18 protein-coding genes and 1 tRNA gene are annotated in these 18,396 nt (G+C 67.8%); 11 read left to right on the top strand and 8 right to left on the bottom strand.

The window, feature by feature from the left end:
* Nucleotides 1-2: 2 nt before the first annotated feature.
* On the top strand, nt 3-1,301 hold the full coding sequence (locus tag IU448_RS12745; protein WP_195055742.1) for a glycerate kinase: 1,299 nt from the start codon (nt 3-5) through the stop codon (nt 1,299-1,301).
* Between the two features lie 416 nt (nt 1,302-1,717).
* On the opposite strand, the gene IU448_RS12740 is transcribed toward IU448_RS12745, so the two are convergent.
* Complete coding sequence (locus IU448_RS12740) at nt 1,718-2,977, bottom strand: FAD-dependent monooxygenase (protein WP_195055741.1); 1,260 nt, start codon at nt 2,975-2,977, stop codon at nt 1,718-1,720.
* A 105-nt stretch (nt 2,978-3,082) separates the two neighbouring features.
* Here IU448_RS12740 and IU448_RS12735 point away from each other — a divergent pair, with 105 nt between their 5' ends.
* Nucleotides 3,083-3,691 (top strand): TetR/AcrR family transcriptional regulator, encoded by a 609-nt coding sequence (locus IU448_RS12735; RefSeq protein ID WP_195055740.1) that lies wholly within the window; start codon nt 3,083-3,085, stop codon nt 3,689-3,691.
* 31 nt (nt 3,692-3,722) lie between these two features.
* Here the strand turns inward: IU448_RS12735 and IU448_RS12730 are convergent.
* Both IU448_RS12730 and IU448_RS12725 read right to left on the bottom strand, forming a co-directional pair.
* Nucleotides 3,723-3,796, bottom strand: a tRNA-Pro gene (locus IU448_RS12730).
* Nucleotides 3,797-3,880: 84 nt separating this feature from the next.
* Nucleotides 3,881-4,843, bottom strand: a complete 963-nt coding sequence (locus IU448_RS12725; RefSeq protein ID WP_195055739.1) for a metallophosphoesterase — start codon at nt 4,841-4,843, stop codon at nt 3,881-3,883.
* A gap of 203 nt (nt 4,844-5,046) precedes the next feature.
* On the opposite strand from IU448_RS12725, the gene IU448_RS12720 reads away from it, so the two are divergent.
* The gene (locus tag IU448_RS12720) at nt 5,047-5,511 is read left to right on the top strand and encodes a GatB/YqeY domain-containing protein (protein ID WP_195055738.1); all 465 of its coding nucleotides are present in this window, start codon (nt 5,047-5,049) and stop codon (nt 5,509-5,511) included.
* A 31-nt stretch (nt 5,512-5,542) separates the two neighbouring features.
* Here IU448_RS12720 and IU448_RS12715 read toward each other — a convergent pair whose 3' ends face one another.
* Entirely contained in the window at nt 5,543-7,930 is a 2,388-nt protein-coding gene (locus IU448_RS12715; protein ID WP_280456688.1) for a penicillin-binding protein, read from the bottom strand.
* A gap of 349 nt (nt 7,931-8,279) precedes the next feature.
* Between IU448_RS12715 and IU448_RS12710 the strand changes: the two genes are divergently transcribed.
* Nucleotides 8,280-8,603 (top strand): WhiB family transcriptional regulator, encoded by a 324-nt coding sequence (locus IU448_RS12710; RefSeq protein ID WP_062971942.1) that lies wholly within the window; start codon nt 8,280-8,282, stop codon nt 8,601-8,603.
* A gap of 94 nt (nt 8,604-8,697) precedes the next feature.
* Here IU448_RS12710 and IU448_RS12705 read toward each other — a convergent pair whose 3' ends face one another.
* The gene (locus IU448_RS12705) at nt 8,698-9,837 is read right to left on the bottom strand and encodes an ArsA family ATPase (RefSeq protein WP_195055736.1); all 1,140 of its coding nucleotides are present in this window, start codon (nt 9,835-9,837) and stop codon (nt 8,698-8,700) included.
* Nucleotides 9,834-10,853 (bottom strand): ArsA-related P-loop ATPase, encoded by a 1,020-nt coding sequence (locus IU448_RS12700; RefSeq protein WP_195056280.1) that lies wholly within the window; start codon nt 10,851-10,853, stop codon nt 9,834-9,836. Before IU448_RS12700 ends, IU448_RS12705 begins: the two co-directional genes overlap by 4 nt.
* 170 nt (nt 10,854-11,023) lie before the next feature.
* On the opposite strand from IU448_RS12700, the gene IU448_RS12695 reads away from it, so the two are divergent.
* The 3 genes from IU448_RS12695 (at nt 11,024) to IU448_RS12685 (ending at nt 12,885) form a co-directional block, all read left to right on the top strand.
* Nucleotides 11,024-11,188 (top strand): DUF4177 domain-containing protein, encoded by a 165-nt coding sequence (locus tag IU448_RS12695; RefSeq protein WP_086007639.1) that lies wholly within the window; start codon nt 11,024-11,026, stop codon nt 11,186-11,188.
* Between the two features lie 5 nt (nt 11,189-11,193).
* On the top strand, nt 11,194-11,679 hold the full coding sequence (locus IU448_RS12690) for a RidA family protein (RefSeq protein ID WP_324188579.1): 486 nt from the start codon (nt 11,194-11,196) through the stop codon (nt 11,677-11,679).
* 411 nt (nt 11,680-12,090) lie between these two features.
* Nucleotides 12,091-12,885, top strand: a complete 795-nt coding sequence (locus tag IU448_RS12685) for an MBL fold metallo-hydrolase (RefSeq protein WP_195055735.1) — start codon at nt 12,091-12,093, stop codon at nt 12,883-12,885.
* A 566-nt stretch (nt 12,886-13,451) separates the two neighbouring features.
* Here IU448_RS12685 and IU448_RS12680 read toward each other — a convergent pair.
* Both IU448_RS12680 and IU448_RS12675 read right to left on the bottom strand, forming a co-directional pair.
* On the bottom strand, nt 13,452-14,126 hold the full coding sequence (locus tag IU448_RS12680) for a Crp/Fnr family transcriptional regulator (RefSeq protein ID WP_033243926.1): 675 nt from the start codon (nt 14,124-14,126) through the stop codon (nt 13,452-13,454).
* Between the two features lie 154 nt (nt 14,127-14,280).
* Nucleotides 14,281-14,520 carry a hypothetical protein gene (locus tag IU448_RS12675; protein WP_081595241.1) on the bottom strand — a complete coding sequence of 80 codons (240 nt, stop codon included), beginning with the start codon at nt 14,518-14,520 and terminating at the stop codon, nt 14,281-14,283.
* Nucleotides 14,521-14,752: 232 nt separating this feature from the next.
* Between IU448_RS12675 and nth the strand changes: the two genes are divergently transcribed.
* From nth to IU448_RS12655, 4 genes are all read left to right on the top strand, one after another.
* A complete protein-coding gene (gene nth, locus IU448_RS12670) occupies nt 14,753-15,460 on the top strand; it encodes an endonuclease III (protein WP_228813026.1) in 708 nt (235 codons plus the stop codon).
* Nucleotides 15,457-16,110, top strand: a complete 654-nt coding sequence (locus tag IU448_RS12665; protein ID WP_195055734.1) for a TlpA family protein disulfide reductase — start codon at nt 15,457-15,459, stop codon at nt 16,108-16,110. Before nth ends, IU448_RS12665 begins: the two co-directional genes overlap by 4 nt.
* Before the next feature lie 136 nt (nt 16,111-16,246).
* The gene (locus tag IU448_RS12660) at nt 16,247-16,879 is read left to right on the top strand and encodes an NUDIX hydrolase (RefSeq protein WP_228813022.1); all 633 of its coding nucleotides are present in this window, start codon (nt 16,247-16,249) and stop codon (nt 16,877-16,879) included.
* Nucleotides 16,876-18,069, top strand: coding sequence for a MarP family serine protease (locus IU448_RS12655; protein WP_195055733.1), 1,194 nt, complete (start codon nt 16,876-16,878; stop codon nt 18,067-18,069). The genes IU448_RS12660 and IU448_RS12655 overlap by 4 nt, the downstream gene beginning before the upstream one ends.
* Nucleotides 18,070-18,396: the final 327 nt, after the last annotated feature.

The following is an 18,396-nucleotide window of genomic DNA, read 5'->3' as shown; positions in this document are numbered from 1 at the left end:
CCATGTCGGTAACCGTTCCGCAGCGTATTCTCGTGGCACCCAGCGGTTTCAAGGAAAGTCTCGGGGCAGAGTCCGTGGCGCTGTCCATCGCCGCCGGTCTACGCCGGGTCCTGCCCGGCGTGCATGTCGATCTCGCTCCGATCGCCGACGGTGGTGAGGGCACCGCAGCCATGCTCGCCGCCGCGACCGGTGGCACCTTGCATCACCTCGATGTCACCGGGCCGGTGCACAGCCCGGTGCGGGCACAGTGGGCCCGACTCGGCAGCCCGGCAGCGAAAACGGCCGTGGTCGAGGTGGCCGCCGCCGCGGGCCTGCGGCAGGTACCGCGCGACTGCCGTGACCCCGGCGCCACCACGACATACGGGGTGGGGCAGCTCATCGCCGCGGCACTGGAATCCGGTGCGCAGCGAATCGTGGTGGGCTGTGGTGATTCCGGGACCTGCGACGGTGGCGCGGGTGCGCTCCAGGCACTCGGCGCCCGCATACTCGACCGTTCCGGCAGCGAAATAGGCGGCGGAGGCTACGAACTCGCGCGGGCCGATCGCCTCGACCGCTCCGGTCTGCACCCTCGGCTGTCCCGCGCCGAAATCGTGGTGGCGGGCAATCCGCACAACCTGCTCTGCGGGCCGCGCGGTGTCGCACGGGTATTCGGCCCTCAGAAGGGGGCCACACCGGCGCAGGTCGAAACGCTGTCGCGCGCGCTGGACAACTGGGCGGCGATCCTCGAACGCGATGGCCGGGTATCGGCAGACCTGCGCACCGGCCCGGTGACCGGCGCATCCGGCGGGCTCGGCGCGGGGCTGGCCGGCGGGGTGGGCGCGGCCCTGCGCTCCCGATTCGACGCACTGCTGGACTCCGGTCTGACCGGGGCGGATCTGGACCGCCGGATCGCCCGGGCGGACCTGGTGATCACCGCGGAAGGTGCGATCGACCTGCAGACGCCGCACGGCAAGGTACCTGCCGAGATCGCCCGCAGAGCGCGCGCCCAGGGCGTTCCGGTAGTCGCGCTGGCCGGATCGCTGGGGGAGGGGGCGCCCTCGGTGCACGAGGTCGGTATCGGTGCCATCGCCTCGATCATCCCCGTGCCGATGGCCCTGGCCGACGCGGTGGCCGACGCCGAACGCCTGCTCACCGATGCCGCCGAACGCATGATACGGATGCTGCTGGTCGGCGGAGCCCTCTCGGTGCGGATGAGTCGCGGGGTGAACCGTCCGGTCCGTCCCGCCGCCGTCGGCGCCCGCCGCACCACCGGACCACGTATCCCCGCCGCCCGCGGCCGCGCCCGTGGGCAGCATCGCTGAAAGGCGGGCGCGGGCCCGGTGCATCTCCCGCCTGATCCGAGCGGCGTGGCGCGGTGATCACTTCCATCCCGCTGCCCGTGCGACAGATATGCGCCGGGTGGCCGGGCTCGGGCGCACCACCGGCCGGTTGCATGTGCCGACCTTCGGGCCACACACCGTTCCGGCGAGGGGCCGGCCAGTTCCATATCCCGTGTCGTCATCGACCCGTCACCGCCAGGTATCACCGACCCGGCCGGCAGCGCCTGCCAGAGGCGTCGTCGATGAGCGTGAGTGCGCTGGTGCGGTGTGGAATACCGGCTCCGCCGAACGCCCGCTTTACGGCCCGGACTGCAACTCCGCCGGATCGGATCGCGAGGGTCGCGGGGCCGGCGTGGTTCGGGCACCGCGGGTCCCGTTGTACTGCGGCGAGCGTGAGCTCAGTGGGTGGCCGATTGCGCCGCCGGGTAGTCCGGAAGGGCGTAGCTCTCGGTTTCCGACAGCATGCGGGTCATCAGGGGCTGCATCATCCGTGATGTCGCGAGGCGGAGGAAGGTGTGCGCGGCCCGGATACCGGTCTTGGTGCGCGGGGCCATTCCCTGCACGCCGCCGGGCGGCAGCTGCTGTGCGGTTTCGACGAACGGTCGCAGGGTTTCGGTGTAGCGGGCGAGGGCGGCGGCCGGGTCGTGCGGTGTGCGCGTGATCTCCCCGGCCAGCACGTAGGCACCCACCAGCGCCATCGCCGTGCCCTGTCCGCTCAGTGGCGATCCGCAATAGCCGGCGTCGCCTACCAGCGCGATCCGTCCGGTGGTCCACTCCGGCATGGTGATCCGCGCGAGCTCGTCGAAGTAGAAGTCCTCGGCCTGCCCCATCGCGTCGAGGATGGCGGCAGTCTGCCATCCACCGCCGGCGAGGCTTGCGCGGATGAGTTCTTGCTGGGCCGCGATATTGCGCCGGAGTGCCGGGTCCGGGGCGGTCCGGATGGCGATCATCGCCTTGGCGGTCGCCGGATCGGCATCTGGGCGCAGCCCGGCCACGATTCCGCCGGGCATCGAATGCATGGTCATCCAATGCGGTTCGACCTGCGCCGGAGTAGGCATCGTGAAATACGACATGTAGGCGCCGAGGTAGGTGCTGAACTGTTCTTCCGGTCCGAATGCCAGCCGGCGGGTCGCCGAATGCAATCCGTCGGCGCCGATCACCAGGTCGAACTCCGCCGACGCGCCCGAGGCGAAGTCCACCCGGACGCCGCCGCTGTGTTCGCGCAGATCGCGAACCCAGTCCCCGTACCGATAGTCGACACCTGGATTGCCTGGTTCACCGGCGGCGGCGGAGATTGCGTCGAGGAGGACCTGGTTCAGATCACCGCGCGTTATCTCGATCTCGGCGACCGCGCCGTTGCCGCCGAAGAGGTCCGCGGGCATCCGGACTATCTCGCGTCCGGCCGTATCGACGTGGACCATGCCGCGTTCGTCGAGCTGATACCGGCGGATCCCGGGCATCAACCCCATCCGTTCGGCGACGGTTCGGCTGGGACCGCGCAGATCGACGGCCTGGCCGCCCGGGCGGGGAGCGGGGGCGCGTTCGATCAGGGTCGGCCGGATACCGGCGCGCGACAGTTGCAGAGCGGCGGCGTTACCGGCGATTCCGCCACCGGAGATCAGCACTTTGAGGTTGGTGGCGTCGGCGTGTGTGGTCATCGGTCCTCGCTGAGTACTTGTTCGGATGTCTTAGACAAATGTCTAACACAACCGTAGAACAGATGTCTAGGACAAATGTCTAAGACGAGCGGTTAGGCTGTTGTCATGGGAAACAAGGAGGACCTGCTGGCCGCCGCGCGCACCTGCATCTACGAGCGTGGCTTCGCCGCGACCACAGCCAGGGATATCGCCACCGAAGCCGGCGTGAGTCTCGCCGCCATCGGATACCACTTCGGGTCGAAAGACCGGCTCCTCACCGAAGCCTTCACCGACGAGACCGGCCGGGTTATCGGTGACGATCTCGAATCCCGGATCCGGGCGACCGTGGGGCAGTCGCCCACAGCGGCTTTTCCGCAGGTCTGGGAGGGGATCGCCGAGTTGTTCGAACGCAACAGGGAGGTCCTGGTAGCGAGTGTGGAGAACTTGGTCAGGGTGCATCGGACACCCAGCGAACAAGCTCGCATGGGAGAGTTGAGCGAAACCGGGGCCACCGAAATCGCGACCACGCTGGCCGAAACGCATCCGGAACTGGATCCCGCACAGGCCCGCGCAATCGGCGGGCTCTACATGATTCTGCTCAACGGATTGGTCATGCACTGGATGAGCCATCCCGCCGGTACTCTGCCCACCGGCGCGGACCTCGCCACGGCAATTTCTGCCCTGGCCGGGGGAAACGGGTCCACGCACGAGAAAACCCCTGACCAGAAGAACTGATCAGGGGCCTATCGTGTCTCGACCACACGAGTCGGGGTGGCGGGATTTGAACCCACGACCTCTTCGTCCCGAACGAAGCGCGCTACCAAGCTGCGCCACACCCCGTGAAGCGGACCTGAGGTAGCTTACCCCAGGTCCGGTCCGGAAAAGAAACCGGCAGCTCGAGGCCGGTTTTCCGGGCGGTGGAGCTTATCTGGCCACCGCCTGTGAGGTCGAGATACCGTGGCCGGAATCGGTGACCGGCTTCTTCGGCGGCACCGCCACCAAGGTGAGCAGCGTCGCTTCGGGGCGGCAGCAGAAGCGGTAAGGGGCCCACGGTGAGGTGCCGATACCGGCGGATACATGCAGTCGGGTATGGACGCCCCACTTGGACGGGCCCTTCACGCGGGAGCGGTCGATATCGCAGTTGGTCACCAGGGCGCCGTAACCGGGCAGGCACAGTTGACCGCCGTGCGTATGACCGGCGAGAACCAGGTCGTAGCCGTCCTCGGCGAAGCGATCCAGTACGCGGGGCTCCGGTGAATGCGTCAGGCCGAGCCGCAGATCCGCCAGCGGGTTGGGAGCGCCGGCGATGGTGTCGTAGCGGTCGCGCTGCATATGCGGGTCGTCGACGCCCGCGCTGGCGATCCGGATCCCGCCCACCTCGATATCGCGGCGGATGTGGGTGAGATCGAGCCAGCCGCGTTCGGTGAACGCCGCGCGCAGGTCCTTCCACGGCAGTGGGGCGCCGTGAACCCGCTTGTGGTTCTTGTCGAAGTATTTCAACGGGTTCTTCGGCACCGGCGCGAAATAGTCGTTGCTGCCGAACACGAAGAGACCGGGGCGCGACAACAGCGGGCCCAGCGACTGCACCACCGCAGGTACGGCCTTCTGGTGGGACAGGTTGTCACCGGTGTTGATCACCAGGTCCGGTTCCAGGCGGTCCAGTTCCCGCAACCACTGCTGTTTGAGCTTCTGCCCGGGGGTCATGTGCAGATCGCTGATATGCAGTACCCGCAGCGGAGCGGAACCCGGCCGCAGTACCGGCATGGTGGCTTCGCGGAGAACGAAGGCATTGCGTTCGATCAGTGAGGCGTAGCCGACTCCGGCAGCCGCGGCTCCGGCAGCGCCGAACGCGGTCCGGCGCAGGGCCGACGTCGAGATCACGGGCATTTGCCCAGCATAGGTGACCAGCAGGCGCAGTGCGCAGCGTGTTGAGCCACAGTTACGGCGCCGTAGCAGGCGGATCACCTGCTCACGCTCGCCTTCGCCGGCCTGTGGCCTTGGAAAACAATGCGATGGCCGCATGTGGACACGCCCGGCGCACCGGGATAATCCGATGGGCGTGGCGTGGTGCAGCGGCTACCGTTGCGTCCATGTCGGAACTGAAAACGAGGCTACGCGCCGATATGACCGCCGCGATGAAGGCGAAGGACACGCTTCGGCTCAATACGCTGCGGATGCTGCTCGCCGCCGTGCAGACGGCCGAGGTGGCCGGCAAGGAAGCCCGGGAACTCTCCGATGCGGAGATCGTCGCGGTGCTGACCAAGGAATCGAAGAAACGCAACGAAGCCGCGGAGGTGTACACCCAGGCCGGGCGTGGCGAACTGGCGGCCAACGAGCACGCCGAGGCGCGGATCATCGACGAATACCTGCCCACCCAGTTGACCGACGCGGAGGTCGCCGATCTCGCCGACACCGCTATCGCCCAGGTCGCGGAGGAACTGGGCGAGCGGCCCGGTAAGCGGCAGATGGGTCAGGTCATGAAGGTTGCGACCGGGCTGGCCGCCGGTAAAGCCGACGGTTCCCGGATTTCGGCGGCGGTGAAGGCGCGGCTGTAGGCGCCGGGCGCCGCGCCGTCACCGCCGGAGGTCACCGGGGTATCGGTATCGGGATGGGGAGCGGGGGCAGGAACGGCGGCAGTGGCGGCAGCCCGGGGTTGTTCGGCGCCGAGGCGGGCGGACGTCCCGGCTCCGGTGCGTGCCGGATGGTGCCGTCACTGAGATAGATGGTGACCTGCGAGCCCGGGATAGCCGAACCGTTCGGGGTCGACCCGGTGACGGTGCCCTTCGGCGCCGAACCGGGCGAAGTGACCGAGGTGACCTTGAAACCGGCGCCGGTGAGGGCGGCGGTCGCCTCGCCGGCCGTCATCCCGACCACGTCGGGAACCTGGGCGTTCTCCGCCCCGCGGACATACTTCTCGTCCACCGGCGGCAGGGCCGGCGGCGGGAAGTTCACCGAGGCCTCCTTCACGGCTTTGAACCAGCTACGGGCCGGTTCGTTACCGCCGAACAGGCCGTTGGCATCGCTGGCCGGGCAGTTGCGCAGCGGGAAGGAGCAGATCTCGCCGGGGGTCGGGCTGTCGCCGTAGATGTAGGCGGCGCCCGCCATCGAATTGGTGAAACCGAGGAATGCCGAGGAGCGGTGGCTTTCGGTGGTCCCGGTTTTCGCGGCGACGGGCCCTTGCCAGCCGGTCGCGGCAGCGGCGGCGCCGGCGGTACCGCCCGGATCGTGGTCTTTGCCCATCGCGTTGGCGAGGGTATTGGCCAGTCCCGGTTCGACGACCTGTTCGCAGGCCTGTTCGGTGAGCGGTACCGGCTTGCCGTACCGGTCGATCACCTCCGCGATGGGCGAAGGCGGGCACCATGTGCCGCCGGAGGCGAGGGTGGCCGCCACATTCGACAACTCCAGCGGATTCACGGCAACCGGGCCGAGGGTGAACGAACCGAGGTTCTGGCCCTTGATCATGTCGGCCAGGCTCTGGTTGTCGAAGCCGGACGTCCCCGGTTCGGTGTAGGAGCGCAGGCCCAGCCGGACCGCCATATCGACGGTCGGGGTCACGCCGACGGCCTGGATGAGTTTCACGAAGGCGGTGTTCGGGGAGGTGGCCAGTGCTTCGGTCACCGACATCGGCGATTTGTAGTTACCGGCGTTCTCGACGCAATACGTGGCGGGCGGGCAGCCGGGCGCGCCGCCGTTACCCATCCCACGGGCATCGAACCGGGACGGAACGTCGAGCTGGGCGTTGATGCCCATACCCTTCTCCATCGCCGCGGCCGTGGTGAACAGTTTGAACACCGATCCCGCGCCGTCGCCCACCATGGAGTACGGCTGCGGGAGCAGGGTTTCGTGCGCCTCGCGGTCGAGACCGTAGGTGCGGCTGCTGGCCATCGCCAGCAATGGATGTTTGTCCTTACCGGGGCCGATCAGCGACATGACCTCGGCGATGTTCGGCAGATGCGGATCGGCGTGCTCGGTGACCGAACGTTTCACCGCGTCCTGCACGGCGGGGTCCAGGGTGGTGCGGATGAGGTATCCGCCCTTCTGGATCTGTTCCTGGCTCAGTCCGGCATCGGCCAGGTACTGCAGCGCGTAATCGCAGAAGAAGCCACGGTCGCCGGCCGCGATACAGCCCTGCGGCAACCCCTTGGGTTCCGGCAGCACACCCAGCGGCTGGGTCTTCGCGGCCCGGAACTCCTCCGCCCGGCTGGGAATGTTCTGGATCATGGTGTCCAGGACGGTGTTGCGGCGCGCGGTGACGCCCTCCGGGTTGGTGTAGGGGTTCAGCTTCGAACTGCTCTGCACCATCCCCGCGAGCATCGCCGATTGCGCGACGTTCAGGTCTTTCGCGTCGATACCGAAGTAGGTCTGGGCGGCGTCCTGGATGCCGTAGGAGGAGTTGCCGAACGGGACCAGGTTCAGGTACCGGGTGAGGATCTCGTCCTTGCTGAGCTCCTTGTCCAGGGTGAGCGCCATGCGGATCTCGCGGATCTTGCGCGCGGGTGTGGTCTCGATGGCGGCCCGGCGTTCGGCATCGGTTTTCGCGACCACCAGCAGGTTGAAGTTCTTCACGTACTGCTGGTCGAGAGTGGAGGCGCCCTGCTGCACCTCACCGCTGCTGGTGTTGGTGAGGAAGGCGCGGATGGTGCCCTGCCAGTCGACACCGTGATGGTCGGCGAAGCGTTTGTCCTCGATGGAGACGATGGCCAGCTTCATATCGTTGGAGATCTGGTCGCTGGGCACTTCGAAGCGGCGCTGCTCGTACAGATAGGCGATGGGGTTACCGGCCGCGTCCACCATGGTGGAGACGGCCGGCACGGTTCCCTCGACCAGTTCCGCCGACACGTTGTCGACAGCGTCGGCGGCGCGGTTCGAGACGAATCCGAAACCTCCGGCGACCGGGAACAACATTCCGGCAACGAGTACGGAGGCGAGTACACAGCTGCCCGCCAGCTTGAGGAGCGCACGTGTGATCGGCACAGCACCAGGGTAGAGGGTGGCCCTCCGGCCTCCGTGGAGTGTGGACATCCGGCGTTGTGGATCCGGATTCGGCGATAACGGGCCTGACTCGAGCGAAGCTGCCTGACGTGCGTATTCGGCCGTGTGGGCGGGCGACGGCCGTGGGGTCGCAGGGACGGACGTACCAAAAAGTCATCATCCGGTCTTGCGCTCGCGGCATACCTTTACCTAGATTGAGAGCTCAGTGTGATAGAGCTAACACTCAATGTGGAATGTGGTGCACTTCGCAGCGGGGTTCGGGTTGCTGCGGAGTACACGCGATTCCGGAGCGCCGTGACCCGGTGTTCGGACTGGCAAAGGGGCACACCAAATGCATATGACAACCCCCGTCGCTCGCTTGGATGTAGAGCAGGCCGAAGCAAGGATCGCCTGGGTTTCCCAGGCCCGATGCAAGGAAGTCGATCCCGATCAGTTGTTCGTACGCGGCGCGGCGCAGCGCAAGGCGGCGACGATCTGCCGGCACTGCCCGGTCCTGATGGAGTGCGGGGCGGACGCACTCGACAACAGGGTCGAGTTCGGAGTGTGGGGCGGTATGACCGAGCGGCAGCGGCGGGCGCTGCTCAAACAGCATCCCGAGGTGACCTCCTGGGCGGATTTCTTCCACGCCCAGCGCCAGCACCAGATGGCAATGTAGCCGAATTTCCCATTGGAAGACCGGCCGCCGGGCACTCGTATCGCCGAGTGCCCGGCGGCTGATCGATCGGCCGGAATACGCCGGCGTGGGCCGGTCAGCCGACGGCCGCGGTATCCGCGCCCGCCAGTTGGGCGCCCACCGCACGCAGCGCGGCCAGATCGGTGACGTCGAACGGCAGCGCGGTCACCGAAACCATCGGCACCCGCGGATGCGCGCCGGTGAACCGGTACAGCAGATGTTGTTCGCGCCGGGCGGTCGCCACCCGGTGGGCGTGGACCCGCAGCACCCCGGCGGTCAGCGGATCGGATTCACCGATCCGGTCCGCCGCGGTCAGGGCATGGTCGGCCGGTAGTGAGCACAGCACCGGATGCGTCCGGTTGAGCACCAGTCCGGCCAGCGGCATCTTCTCGGTGGACAACCGGTCCACGAAAAACGATGCCTCCCGCAGCGCATCGGGTTCCGGGGCGGCGACAACCAGGAAATGCGTGCCGGGTTTGGCCAGCATCGCGAAGGTGCGATTCGCCCGCTCCTGGAAGCCGCCGAACAGCGATTCCAGCGATTGCAGGAAATTCGAGGCATCCTTGAGCATCTGGCCGCCCACAATGGTCGACACTCCGCGTACCGCCAGGCTCATCGCGCCGGTGACGAACCGCCCGACCCCCCGGCCGGGCGCCATGATGACGCGGATCATGCGGCCTTCGAGGAAGGTCCCCAGCCGTTTCGGGGCGTCGAGGAAATCCAGCGCGTTCCGCGACGGCGGGGTGTCCACGACGATGAGGTCCCATTCCTTGCGCCCCGCCAGCTGGCCCAGTTTCTCCATCGCCATGTATTCCTGGGTGCCGCCGAACGACGAGGCCACCGCTTGGTAGAAGGGATTGGCGAAAATCTGTTCGGCCTTCTCCGGCGTGGTGTGTTCCAGCACCATCTCGTCGAATGTGCGCCGCATGTTCAGCATCATGGCGTGGAGTTCGCCCTCGACCTCGGGCCCCAGCTCCACCCGTTGCGGGCTGTTGTCCAGATCCGCGACGCCCAGCGACTGGGCCAGTCGCCGGGCCGGGTCGATGGTGAGTACCACGACCTTGCGGCCCTGTTCGGCCGCGCGCAGCGCGATCGCCGCCGCCGTGGTGGTCTTGCCCACGCCGCCGGAACCGCAACACACTACGACCCGGGCATTCGGGTCGGCAAGAATTCCGGAGACGTCCAGGGGTGCCGGACCGGCCGGTCGGGTGCTCATCGGACTCCCTGTTCGGTCAGGTAGGAGGCCAGTTCGTACAGGCCGCCCAGATCCATACCCTCGTCGAGGGTGGGTAACTGTAATCGTGCGATCTCCAGATCCAGCAGATCCGCGGCGCTCTGATCCTGGGCACTCAACGTGGCCGAATGCTCGGCCGTCTCAGTGAGCAGTCCGGCGAGGTCGGCAGCGGTCAGGGAGATCCCGGCGGCTTCCAGACCGGCGCGGACGGCCTCGGGATCGAGTTCACCGGCCGCCGCGGCCGTGCGGGTTTGCGCACTCAGCGGGCTCTGCGCCGCGCGGTTGACGATAACGCTGCCGATCCGCAGATCGTTCGCACTCAGTTCGGCCACGGCATCGAGGGTCTCCTGCACGGGCAGTGCCTCGAGCAGCGTGACCAGGTGGATCATCGTCTGATCCGAATGCAGGAGCCGGGATACGCTCTGGGCCTGATCGGCGATCGGACCGCCCTTGGCGAGTTCGGCCATCGCCTTGGTGACGTCGAGGAAGCTCGCGATCCGGCCGGTCGGCGGGGCGTCGACCACGACCTCGTCGTAGACCGGCGAACCGTGCTTATCGACCCGGACCACGCATTCCTTGATCTTGCCGGTCAGGATGACATCGCGCAGGCCGGGCGCGATGGTGGTGACGAAATCGACCGCCCCCATCCGGCGCATGGCCCGCCCGGCGAAGCCGAGGTTATAAAACATTTCGAGGTATTCGAGGAAGGCGTGCTCGATATCGAGTGCCAGTGCCACGACCTCGCCGCCACCGTCGGCCGTGGCGATCTTCGTCTCGGTCGGTGGCAGTGGCGGGAGGTCGAACAGTTGCGCGATCGACTGCCGGTTCTCCACCTCCACCAGCAGTACGCGCCGTCCACCCGCGGCCAACGCCAGTGCCAGTGCCCCGGCCACCGTGGACTTACCGGTGCCGCCTTTACCGGATACGAAGTGCAGCCGGGCGTTCGCCGCACGCTCGGGCCATCCGGTTTTCAGGTCCGGGTGGGCCGATTCCGACATCGTCGTTGGTTCTGCCACGGTCGCGAGCCTATAACCCGGACTGGACGGATGCCCGCATACTCCGGATTGTCCCGGTGTGGTGTACCAGACACCGGGGACCCCGACACCTGTTCGGCCACACCCGGTCCTGCACCGGGTGCTCGCTCCGCGACCCAGTACGCTCGGTGCGCATGAGCGATATCACCTCGTGGGAGTACGCGACCGTACCGCTGTTGACGCATGCGACCAAACAGATCTTGGACCAGTGGGGCGCCGACGGCTGGGAACTGGTGACCGTGCTGCCCGGCCCGACCGGTGAGCAGCATGTCGCATACCTGAAGCGGCCGAAGCAGTAAGCGCCGTGGCGGAATCCAACGTGAGCGGCCCCGGTACCAGATGGCGGGCGAACCTCGACCGGCTGGGACTGCAAGTGCCCGAGGTGGTGGCCCCTGTCGCCGCCTATCTGCCGGCGGTGCGGAGCGGCGCGCATGTATACACCTCTGGGCAGTTGCCGTTCGTCTCGGGTGAACTGACCGCCGTCGGCAAGGTCGGCGCCGAGGTATCGCTCGCGGAGGCGGTGCTCGCGGCCCGGTGGTGCGCGCTCAACGCCTTGGCGGCGGTGCACGCTCTGGTCGGCCTCGACGAGGTGGTGCGGATCGTGAAGGTCGTCGGATTCGTGGCTTCCGCGCCCGGATTCACCGATCAGCCGCTGGTGATCAACGGCGCTTCGGAATTCCTGGGCGAGGTGTTCGGCCCGGCCGGTGCGCACGCGCGGTCGGCGGTCGGCGTTTTCGAGCTGCCCAAGAACACGCCGGTGGAGGTCGAGCTGATCGCCGAGGTCCGATAGGCCGGTCTGATTCCTGCGCGCCGCTGACTGGGCGCTGCTGCGCTGCGAGAACACTCGGGGGGCCACAGCGGATTGCGCGGATGGACAGGCTGGATTTCCGGACGCCGGAAATACTTCGGAGGCGGTCGCGAACGTGGCGGTGAAGTCGTGAGCGTGGGCCGCAGACGGATAGTCGATTCCGCCCGCGACCGGGTGCGGACACCGGACGAGCCGACGCCTTCAGTCGACCGTTCCGGCCGGGTCGACCACGCCGCTTCGCGTGGAGCCCGCCCGATTCCACGGCCCCCGGATGTCTACTGCTGTGCGCTATCCGGCGCGCCGGACCGTCCCGGGATCCGGGACCTGCAACGGCGTTATGGCGCGGTGGACCGTAGATTCGATTCTGTTGCTTTCTGATCGGAGGTGTCGTCGATGACACTCGCCCATCCCGCTTACGGGAAATTGCGTGCGGTCACGCCGTCCGCGGCGGTACTGCTCGCGAACAATCCCGGACCGATGACCCTGGACGGGACCAACACCTGGATCCTGCGCGCTCCCGGGCACACCGACTGCGTGGTCGTCGATCCAGGACCGGACGATCCCGGGCATATCGCCGCGATCGCCGAGGCGACCGCCGGTGCGGTGGCACTTACGTTGATCACGCACCGCCACCCGGATCACACCGGCGGGATCGACGAACTGGTCCGGCTGACCGGGGCGCCGGTGCGCGCCATGGAACCGGAGTTCCTGCGCGGCGATGTCAGGCCCCTGATCGATGGCGAGGTCATCGAAATCGCCGGCCTGCGGATCACCGTGCTGCACACCCCCGGGCATACCGCCGATTCGGTGAGCTTCCTGCTCGCCGACGCGGTGCTGACCGGCGACACCATCCTGGGCCGCGGCACCACCGTGCTGGACCGTGACGGCACCCTGCGCGACTACCTGCGCTCGATGGACCGCTTGCTGGACGCGGGGGCCGGACGGGCCCTGCTACCCGCGCACGGTCCCGATCACCCGGATCTGGAACCGGTCGCGCGGTACTACATCTCCCACCGGCACGAGCGACTCGCGCAGGTTCGTTCCGCGCTCGACGAACTCGGTCCGGCCGCCGACGCCATGGACGTAGTGCGCAAGGTGTACGCGGACGTGGACGAGAGCCTGTGGCCGGCTGCCCGCAGTTCGGTCGAATCCCAGCTCACCTACCTGCGGTCCGAGGCGGACGCCTGAGCGCTGCCGCGCGATCCGTTTCCGGTCGTCCCCACGGCGCGGACCCCGGAGTCGACGATGATGCGCGGCTTGCGGGCGATCTCGTCGGACCGTATCGGGTGCCCCTTTGCCGACTTCACCCGGTGGATCCTCGTCGACCCGGCCGCGAGGTCAGGACGAATTCCGGTTCCCGGCCGACCGAGTGGGCGTGCTCGGCCGCAACCGGTGATTCCGGCTGCCCAGCCGGCGGTTCGCGGCTCGGTGCGGTACACGCGAAACAGCCGTAGACGGCCGGCGCGAGAGATCGAATTCACCCCCGAACGTCGGCACGGCGGAGCTGCGGACGGGTGTTGCGACTCCACGCCCCGTTGCGTGACCGTGCCGCTACGGCCCGAGCGGGACTCCGATACCCGGCCGACCACGTTGCCGCCGCGTACCCACGAGTGAACCACCCGACCCGTTACGCGGACGTCGGTTCTACTGCCGAAGCAAACCGAACGACGGCACTCGGCAACTCAGCCGCAGGCTCAGCGACCTGACCGGGGGCTGAGCAACCCGACCCGGGGCTGAGCAACCCGACCCGGGGCTCAGCGCGCCCGGCGGGCCAGCCGCTCGGAATCGGAGATCAGCACACTCTTGCCCTCGAGACGCAGCCAGCCGCGGTGAGCGAAGTCGGCGAGTGCCTTGTTGACCGTTTCGCGGGAGGCGCCCACCAGCTGGGCGATCTCCTCCTGGGTCAGATCGTGGGTGACCCGCAGCGCACCGGCCTCCTGGGTGCCGAAACGCTGAGCGAGCTGCAGCAGCGCCTTGGCGACCCGGCCGGGGACGTCGGTGAAGATCAGGTCCGCGAGGTTGTTGTTGGTGCGGCGCAGCCGGCGGGCCAGCACGCGCAGCAGCTGTTCGGCGATCTCCGGGCGCTGATCGATCCAGGACTTGAGCGCGTCCCGGTCCATGGTGACGGCGCGGACCTCGGTCACCGTGGTGGCGGTGGAGGTGCGCGGACCCGGATCGAAGATGGACAGCTCGCCGAACATATCCGACGGCCCCATGATGGTCAGCAGGTTCTCCCGGCCGTCCGGGGAGCGGCGGCCGAGCTTCACTTTGCCGGCGGTGATGATGTACAGCCGATCGCCTGGTTCACCCTCATTGAAGATGACGTGGCCGCGGGGAAAGTCCACGGGCTGCAGCTGTTTGGCGAGCGCAGCCACCGCGGTGGGCTCAACGCCTTGGAAGATGCCGGCTCTGGCGAGGGCCTCGTCCACGAATGTGCTCCTTATCGGGAATGGCTGTAGTCGTCGGACCGAAGCGGTTCGGCCGACAGTGCAGTCTACGCGGCCTTATCGACCCGCAGTGACAGACACCACGAAAGGAAGGTTAACCGGCAGCTGCCCGGTCCGCGGTAGCGGGCGCGCCGAATCAGCTCGCCCGGGCGATATCGAGGGGTTCCTCGGCCTCCTCGCTCCGGTTGCGACGACGGCGCATACGCGCCACCGCCGCCGGTAGGCCGAGTTTGGTGAGCTCGTTGACCTCGGCGTTGCTGGCTTTGTCCAGGTAGGCCTGGACCTCCTCGTCGGGCTCGACAAGTTTGCGAAGACGGTTCTCCACTCGTTCCATACCGAGGGCGAACAGCATCAACACCACTGGGAAGAGCGCCACAGCGAGTCCTTGCATGCCGGGTAGTAAACACGGTCGAGGTCTCAGATGGAATACGGGACCAGAACTGGCAGGGCAACGTTGTCGGTCGGTTCCGTATGGTGGACGGGTGCGAATCTCCCCCTCCGATACCGCCGGAAGCCCCCTTTCCGGAACAGCCGCGGCGGGTGCGGCGCGCTCGGTTTCCGGTGCGGGACGTAATCGGAAAACCGGTTCCCGACCGGCCGAAACCCGATTGGGTCTGGTGCGCCGGGCACGTCGTATGAACCGGATGCTGGCCCGGGCATTTCCGGATGCGCACTGCGAATTGGATTTCGGTAATCCACTGGAATTGGCGGTCGCCACGATCCTGTCCGCGCAGTGCACGGACGTTCGAGTGAATATGACCACTCCGGCGCTTTTCGCCGCCTATCCGGACGCGCGGGCCTATGCCGAGGCAAACCGTACGGAGCTGGAGGAACTCATCCGGCCGACGGGTTTCTACCGCAACAAGGCCAATTCGCTGATCGGTCTCGGGCAGGCACTGCTCGAACGGCACGACGGTGAATTACCTCACACGATGACGGAACTGGTCCGGTTGCCCGGGATCGGCCGCAAAACCGCCAATGTCATTCTCGGAAACGCGTTCGGAATTCCGGGTATCACGGTCGACACCCATTTCGGACGGCTGGTGCGTCGCTGGGGCTGGACCACCGAGGAAGACCCGGTGAAGGTCGAGCACGCCGTGGGTGCGCTCATCGAACGCAAGGAATGGACACTGCTGTCCCATCGGGTGATCTTCCATGGGCGTCGTGTCTGTCATGCCCGTAAACCCGCGTGCGGAGTTTGTGTCCTGGCCAAGGATTGCCCCTCGTTCGGCGCCGGCCCGACCGACCCGGATACCGCCGCCGCGCTGGTGAAGGGTCCCGAGGCGGCGCATCTGCTCGAACTGGTGGGCCGGTGAACCGGCCGGTTCTGTGGAAATGGGCGTTGACGGCCACGATCGTGGCGTTGGCGGCGGCGGTGGCGTTGTGGCCGCGCGGCGGTTCGGATTCCGGTGGCACCGGGGCGACACCGGCACCCACCCGCGAGGTGGATCCCGCGCTGCGGCAGGCTTCGGGCGCCGCGGTCTGTCCCCCCGGCTCCGATTCCACACCGGCCGGACCGCTGGCGGATATCGTCCTGTCCTGTCTGGCCGACGGCGCACCGGCGACGCCCGGCCGGATGACGGGTGTACCGATGGTGCTGAATCTGTGGGCCTACTGGTGTGAGCCCTGCCGGACCGAACTGCCGCTGTTCCAGGAATACGCGGACCGCGCGGGAGGCGCGGTGCGGGTACTGACCGTGCACAGCGATCCGGACGAGGCGAAAGCATTATCGCTGCTGGCCGCGCTGAACGAGGACCTCCGGAACAGGCAGCGGCCGGAACTGCGGCTGCCCGGTCTGCAAGACCCCGGCGCCCTGGTGCGCGCGGCGGCGAATGCGCCGAACGCGCTGCCGATCACGGTGCTGATCCGGCCGGATGGTTCGATTGCCGAATACGTCGCCCGCTCGTTCCGCGATGTCACCGATATCGCCGATACCGTGGCCGGCGCTTTGGGAGTTGTCGCATGATGCGATATCTCCGCCTTCGCTACGGTCTCCGCGGATCGAAGGCAAGCGTTTCGAGGGAGATTCCGTGACCGAAGAACAATCGCCGCCCTGGTTGAGCAGGGCGGCCGGTCCCGGGCAGCCAGATTTCTCCGATACGCTGGGGCGGACGCGGGTTCTGCGCCGCACCATGGCGGGCAAAGTACGCAAGGCCGCCGTACTGGTGTTGTTCGCCGGTGACCCCGCCGGCGATCCGCGAGCGCCGGGCGGACTGCCCGCGGATGCCGAGGTTCTGCTCACGCAGCGTGCCTCCACCATGCGCCAGCACCGCGGTCAGGTCGCCTTTCCCGGCGGTGCGGTCGATCCAGGTGACGACGGCCCGATCGATACCGCGCTGCGCGAGGCATGGGAAGAGACGGGGCTCGACCGTGCGGGCGTCGTACCGGTGACAACCCTGCCCGAGCTCTTCGTACCGCCTTCCCGCTTCGACGTGACCCCGGTGGTCGCCTATTGGCGCACGCCGAGTGAGGTGCGGGTCGTGGACCGCGGGGAAACCGATCGGGTGGTCCGTGTACCGATGGCGGATCTGCTGGATCCGGCGAACCGTTTCCTGGTGCGCAGCGCGCTCGGCTACCGGAGTCCGGCCTTCCAGGTGGACGGAATGTTGGTCTGGGGGCTCACCGGCGGCATACTGGCCGGACTCATGACTTCACTGGGCTGGGAATCGGAATGGGACCGAACCGACGTGCGTGATCTGGAGCAGGCGCTGGCCGCGGTGGGGATGGTGTTGTGAGCTCTTCGACGTGGCTCGATATCGCGGTGGTCGTTCTGGCGCTGGCGGCTGCCTCCTCCGGGTGGCGGCAGGGCGCGGTGGGTTCGGCGCTGGCCTTCCTCGGGGTGGTGCTGGGCGCCGTGGCCGGGATCCTGATCGCCCCGCATATTCTCGTGCACATCGACGAGGGCCGCAGCCGGGTCCTGGCCGGTGTGCTGCTCATCGTCCTGCTCGTGATCGTCGGTGAGATCGCCGGGATGGTGCTGGGCCGGGCTGCGCGCAGTGGAATGCGGCATCCCTTCGCCCGCGGCGCCGACAGCACGGTAGGGGCCGTGCTGATGGCCGGTGCGGTACTGGTCACGGCGTGGCTGCTGGCGTTACCGCTGGCCACCTCCTCGCAGCCGGCCATCGCCACGGCGATCAACAGCTCCCGGGTGCTCGCCGATGTCAACCGGGTCGCGCCGGATTGGCTGCGCAAACTGCCCAACGAGTTCTCGAAACTGCTGAACACCTCGGGTCTGCCGGATGTGATCGGGCCGTTCGGCCGCGCGCCGATCGCGGCGGTGGAGCCCCCGGACCCGAGCGTGCTGGCCAGTCCCGTGGCCGAATCGCTGCAGCAGAGCGTGCTGCGTATCCGCGGGGTCGCGCCGAGTTGCCAGCGCGCGCTGGAAGGTTCGGGTTTCGTGGTGGCGCCGGAACGTGTGATGACCAACGCGCACGTGGTGGCCGGAACCACCAGTGTGACGGTGGATTCGGCGGTGGGCCCGCTGGAAGCGACAGTGGTGGAATTCGATCCGTCCATGGATATCGCGGTGTTGTCGGTACCCGGGCTCACGGCGCCGGTGATACCGCAGGCACCGGAAGCGGCCGGTTCGGGCGAGAGCGCGATCGTGCTCGGGTACCCGGGGGGCGGCCGCTACACCGCGAGCGCGGCCCGGGTCCGGGAAACCCTGGATCTGAGCGGTCCCACCATCTACCGCGACGGGACCGTCGAACGCGAGGTGTACACCGTTCGCGGCCAGGTGCGGGCGGGTAACTCCGGTGGCCCGCTGGTCGATACCGAGGGCAATGTGCTGGGCGTGGTGTTCGGTGCCGCCGTCACCGACGACGACACCGGTTATGTGCTGACGCTCAACGAGATCCGTGCACGGATCACCGCGGCGCCCTCGTCGACTGTGCCGGTCGCCACCGGCCCCTGTGTGCTGAGTTGAGCTCAGCCGACTGTCACTCGGGCCGGACCGCGGTGCTCGGTCCGGCCCGCGCTCGGCCGTGCCCGGCGACAGCTGTTCCGGTGTCGGCCCGGTCTGCCGGCGCAGCAACCGGCACATCCCGGCGGCGCATCCTGCACGGAGGATATCGGGATCCCGGTCAAGCACCGCCCGCGCGGCCGGCTGCCACCTTCATTCGCTGACGCGAGCTCGTCTCGTCTGTCCTGTGTGATTGCGCCCCTGTTGTGCGCTGTCGACCGCTGCTGCGCCTCAGCGGTCTGATCGGCGAGCAGACCGGCGCGAAGCCGGCCTGCGATATCAGAACGGCGG

Source organism: Nocardia flavorosea (assembly GCF_015477805.1).
GTDB lineage: Bacteria > Actinomycetota > Actinomycetes > Mycobacteriales > Mycobacteriaceae > Nocardia > Nocardia flavorosea_A.
The sequence above is the reverse complement of the archived record's forward strand: the minus strand, read 5'-3'. Positions and strand labels throughout refer to the sequence as shown.

Coding starts and splice junctions, on each gene's coding strand:
- IU448_RS12745 (WP_195055742.1), top strand. CDS start 3: ATGTCGGTAACCGTTCCGCAGCGTATTCTCGTGGCACCCAGCGGTTTC.
- IU448_RS12740 (WP_195055741.1), bottom strand. CDS start 2,977: ATGACCACACACGCCGACGCCACCAACCTCAAAGTGCTGATCTCCGGT.
- IU448_RS12735 (WP_195055740.1), top strand. CDS start 3,083: ATGGGAAACAAGGAGGACCTGCTGGCCGCCGCGCGCACCTGCATCTAC.
- IU448_RS12725 (WP_195055739.1), bottom strand. CDS start 4,843: ATGCCCGTGATCTCGACGTCGGCCCTGCGCCGGACCGCGTTCGGCGCT.
- IU448_RS12720 (WP_195055738.1), top strand. CDS start 5,047: ATGTCGGAACTGAAAACGAGGCTACGCGCCGATATGACCGCCGCGATG.
- IU448_RS12710 (WP_062971942.1), top strand. CDS start 8,280: ATGCATATGACAACCCCCGTCGCTCGCTTGGATGTAGAGCAGGCCGAA.
- IU448_RS12705 (WP_195055736.1), bottom strand. CDS start 9,837: ATGAGCACCCGACCGGCCGGTCCGGCACCCCTGGACGTCTCCGGAATT.
- IU448_RS12700 (WP_195056280.1), bottom strand. CDS start 10,853: ATGTCGGAATCGGCCCACCCGGACCTGAAAACCGGATGGCCCGAGCGT.
- IU448_RS12695 (WP_086007639.1), top strand. CDS start 11,024: ATGAGCGATATCACCTCGTGGGAGTACGCGACCGTACCGCTGTTGACG.
- IU448_RS12685 (WP_195055735.1), top strand. CDS start 12,091: ATGACACTCGCCCATCCCGCTTACGGGAAATTGCGTGCGGTCACGCCG.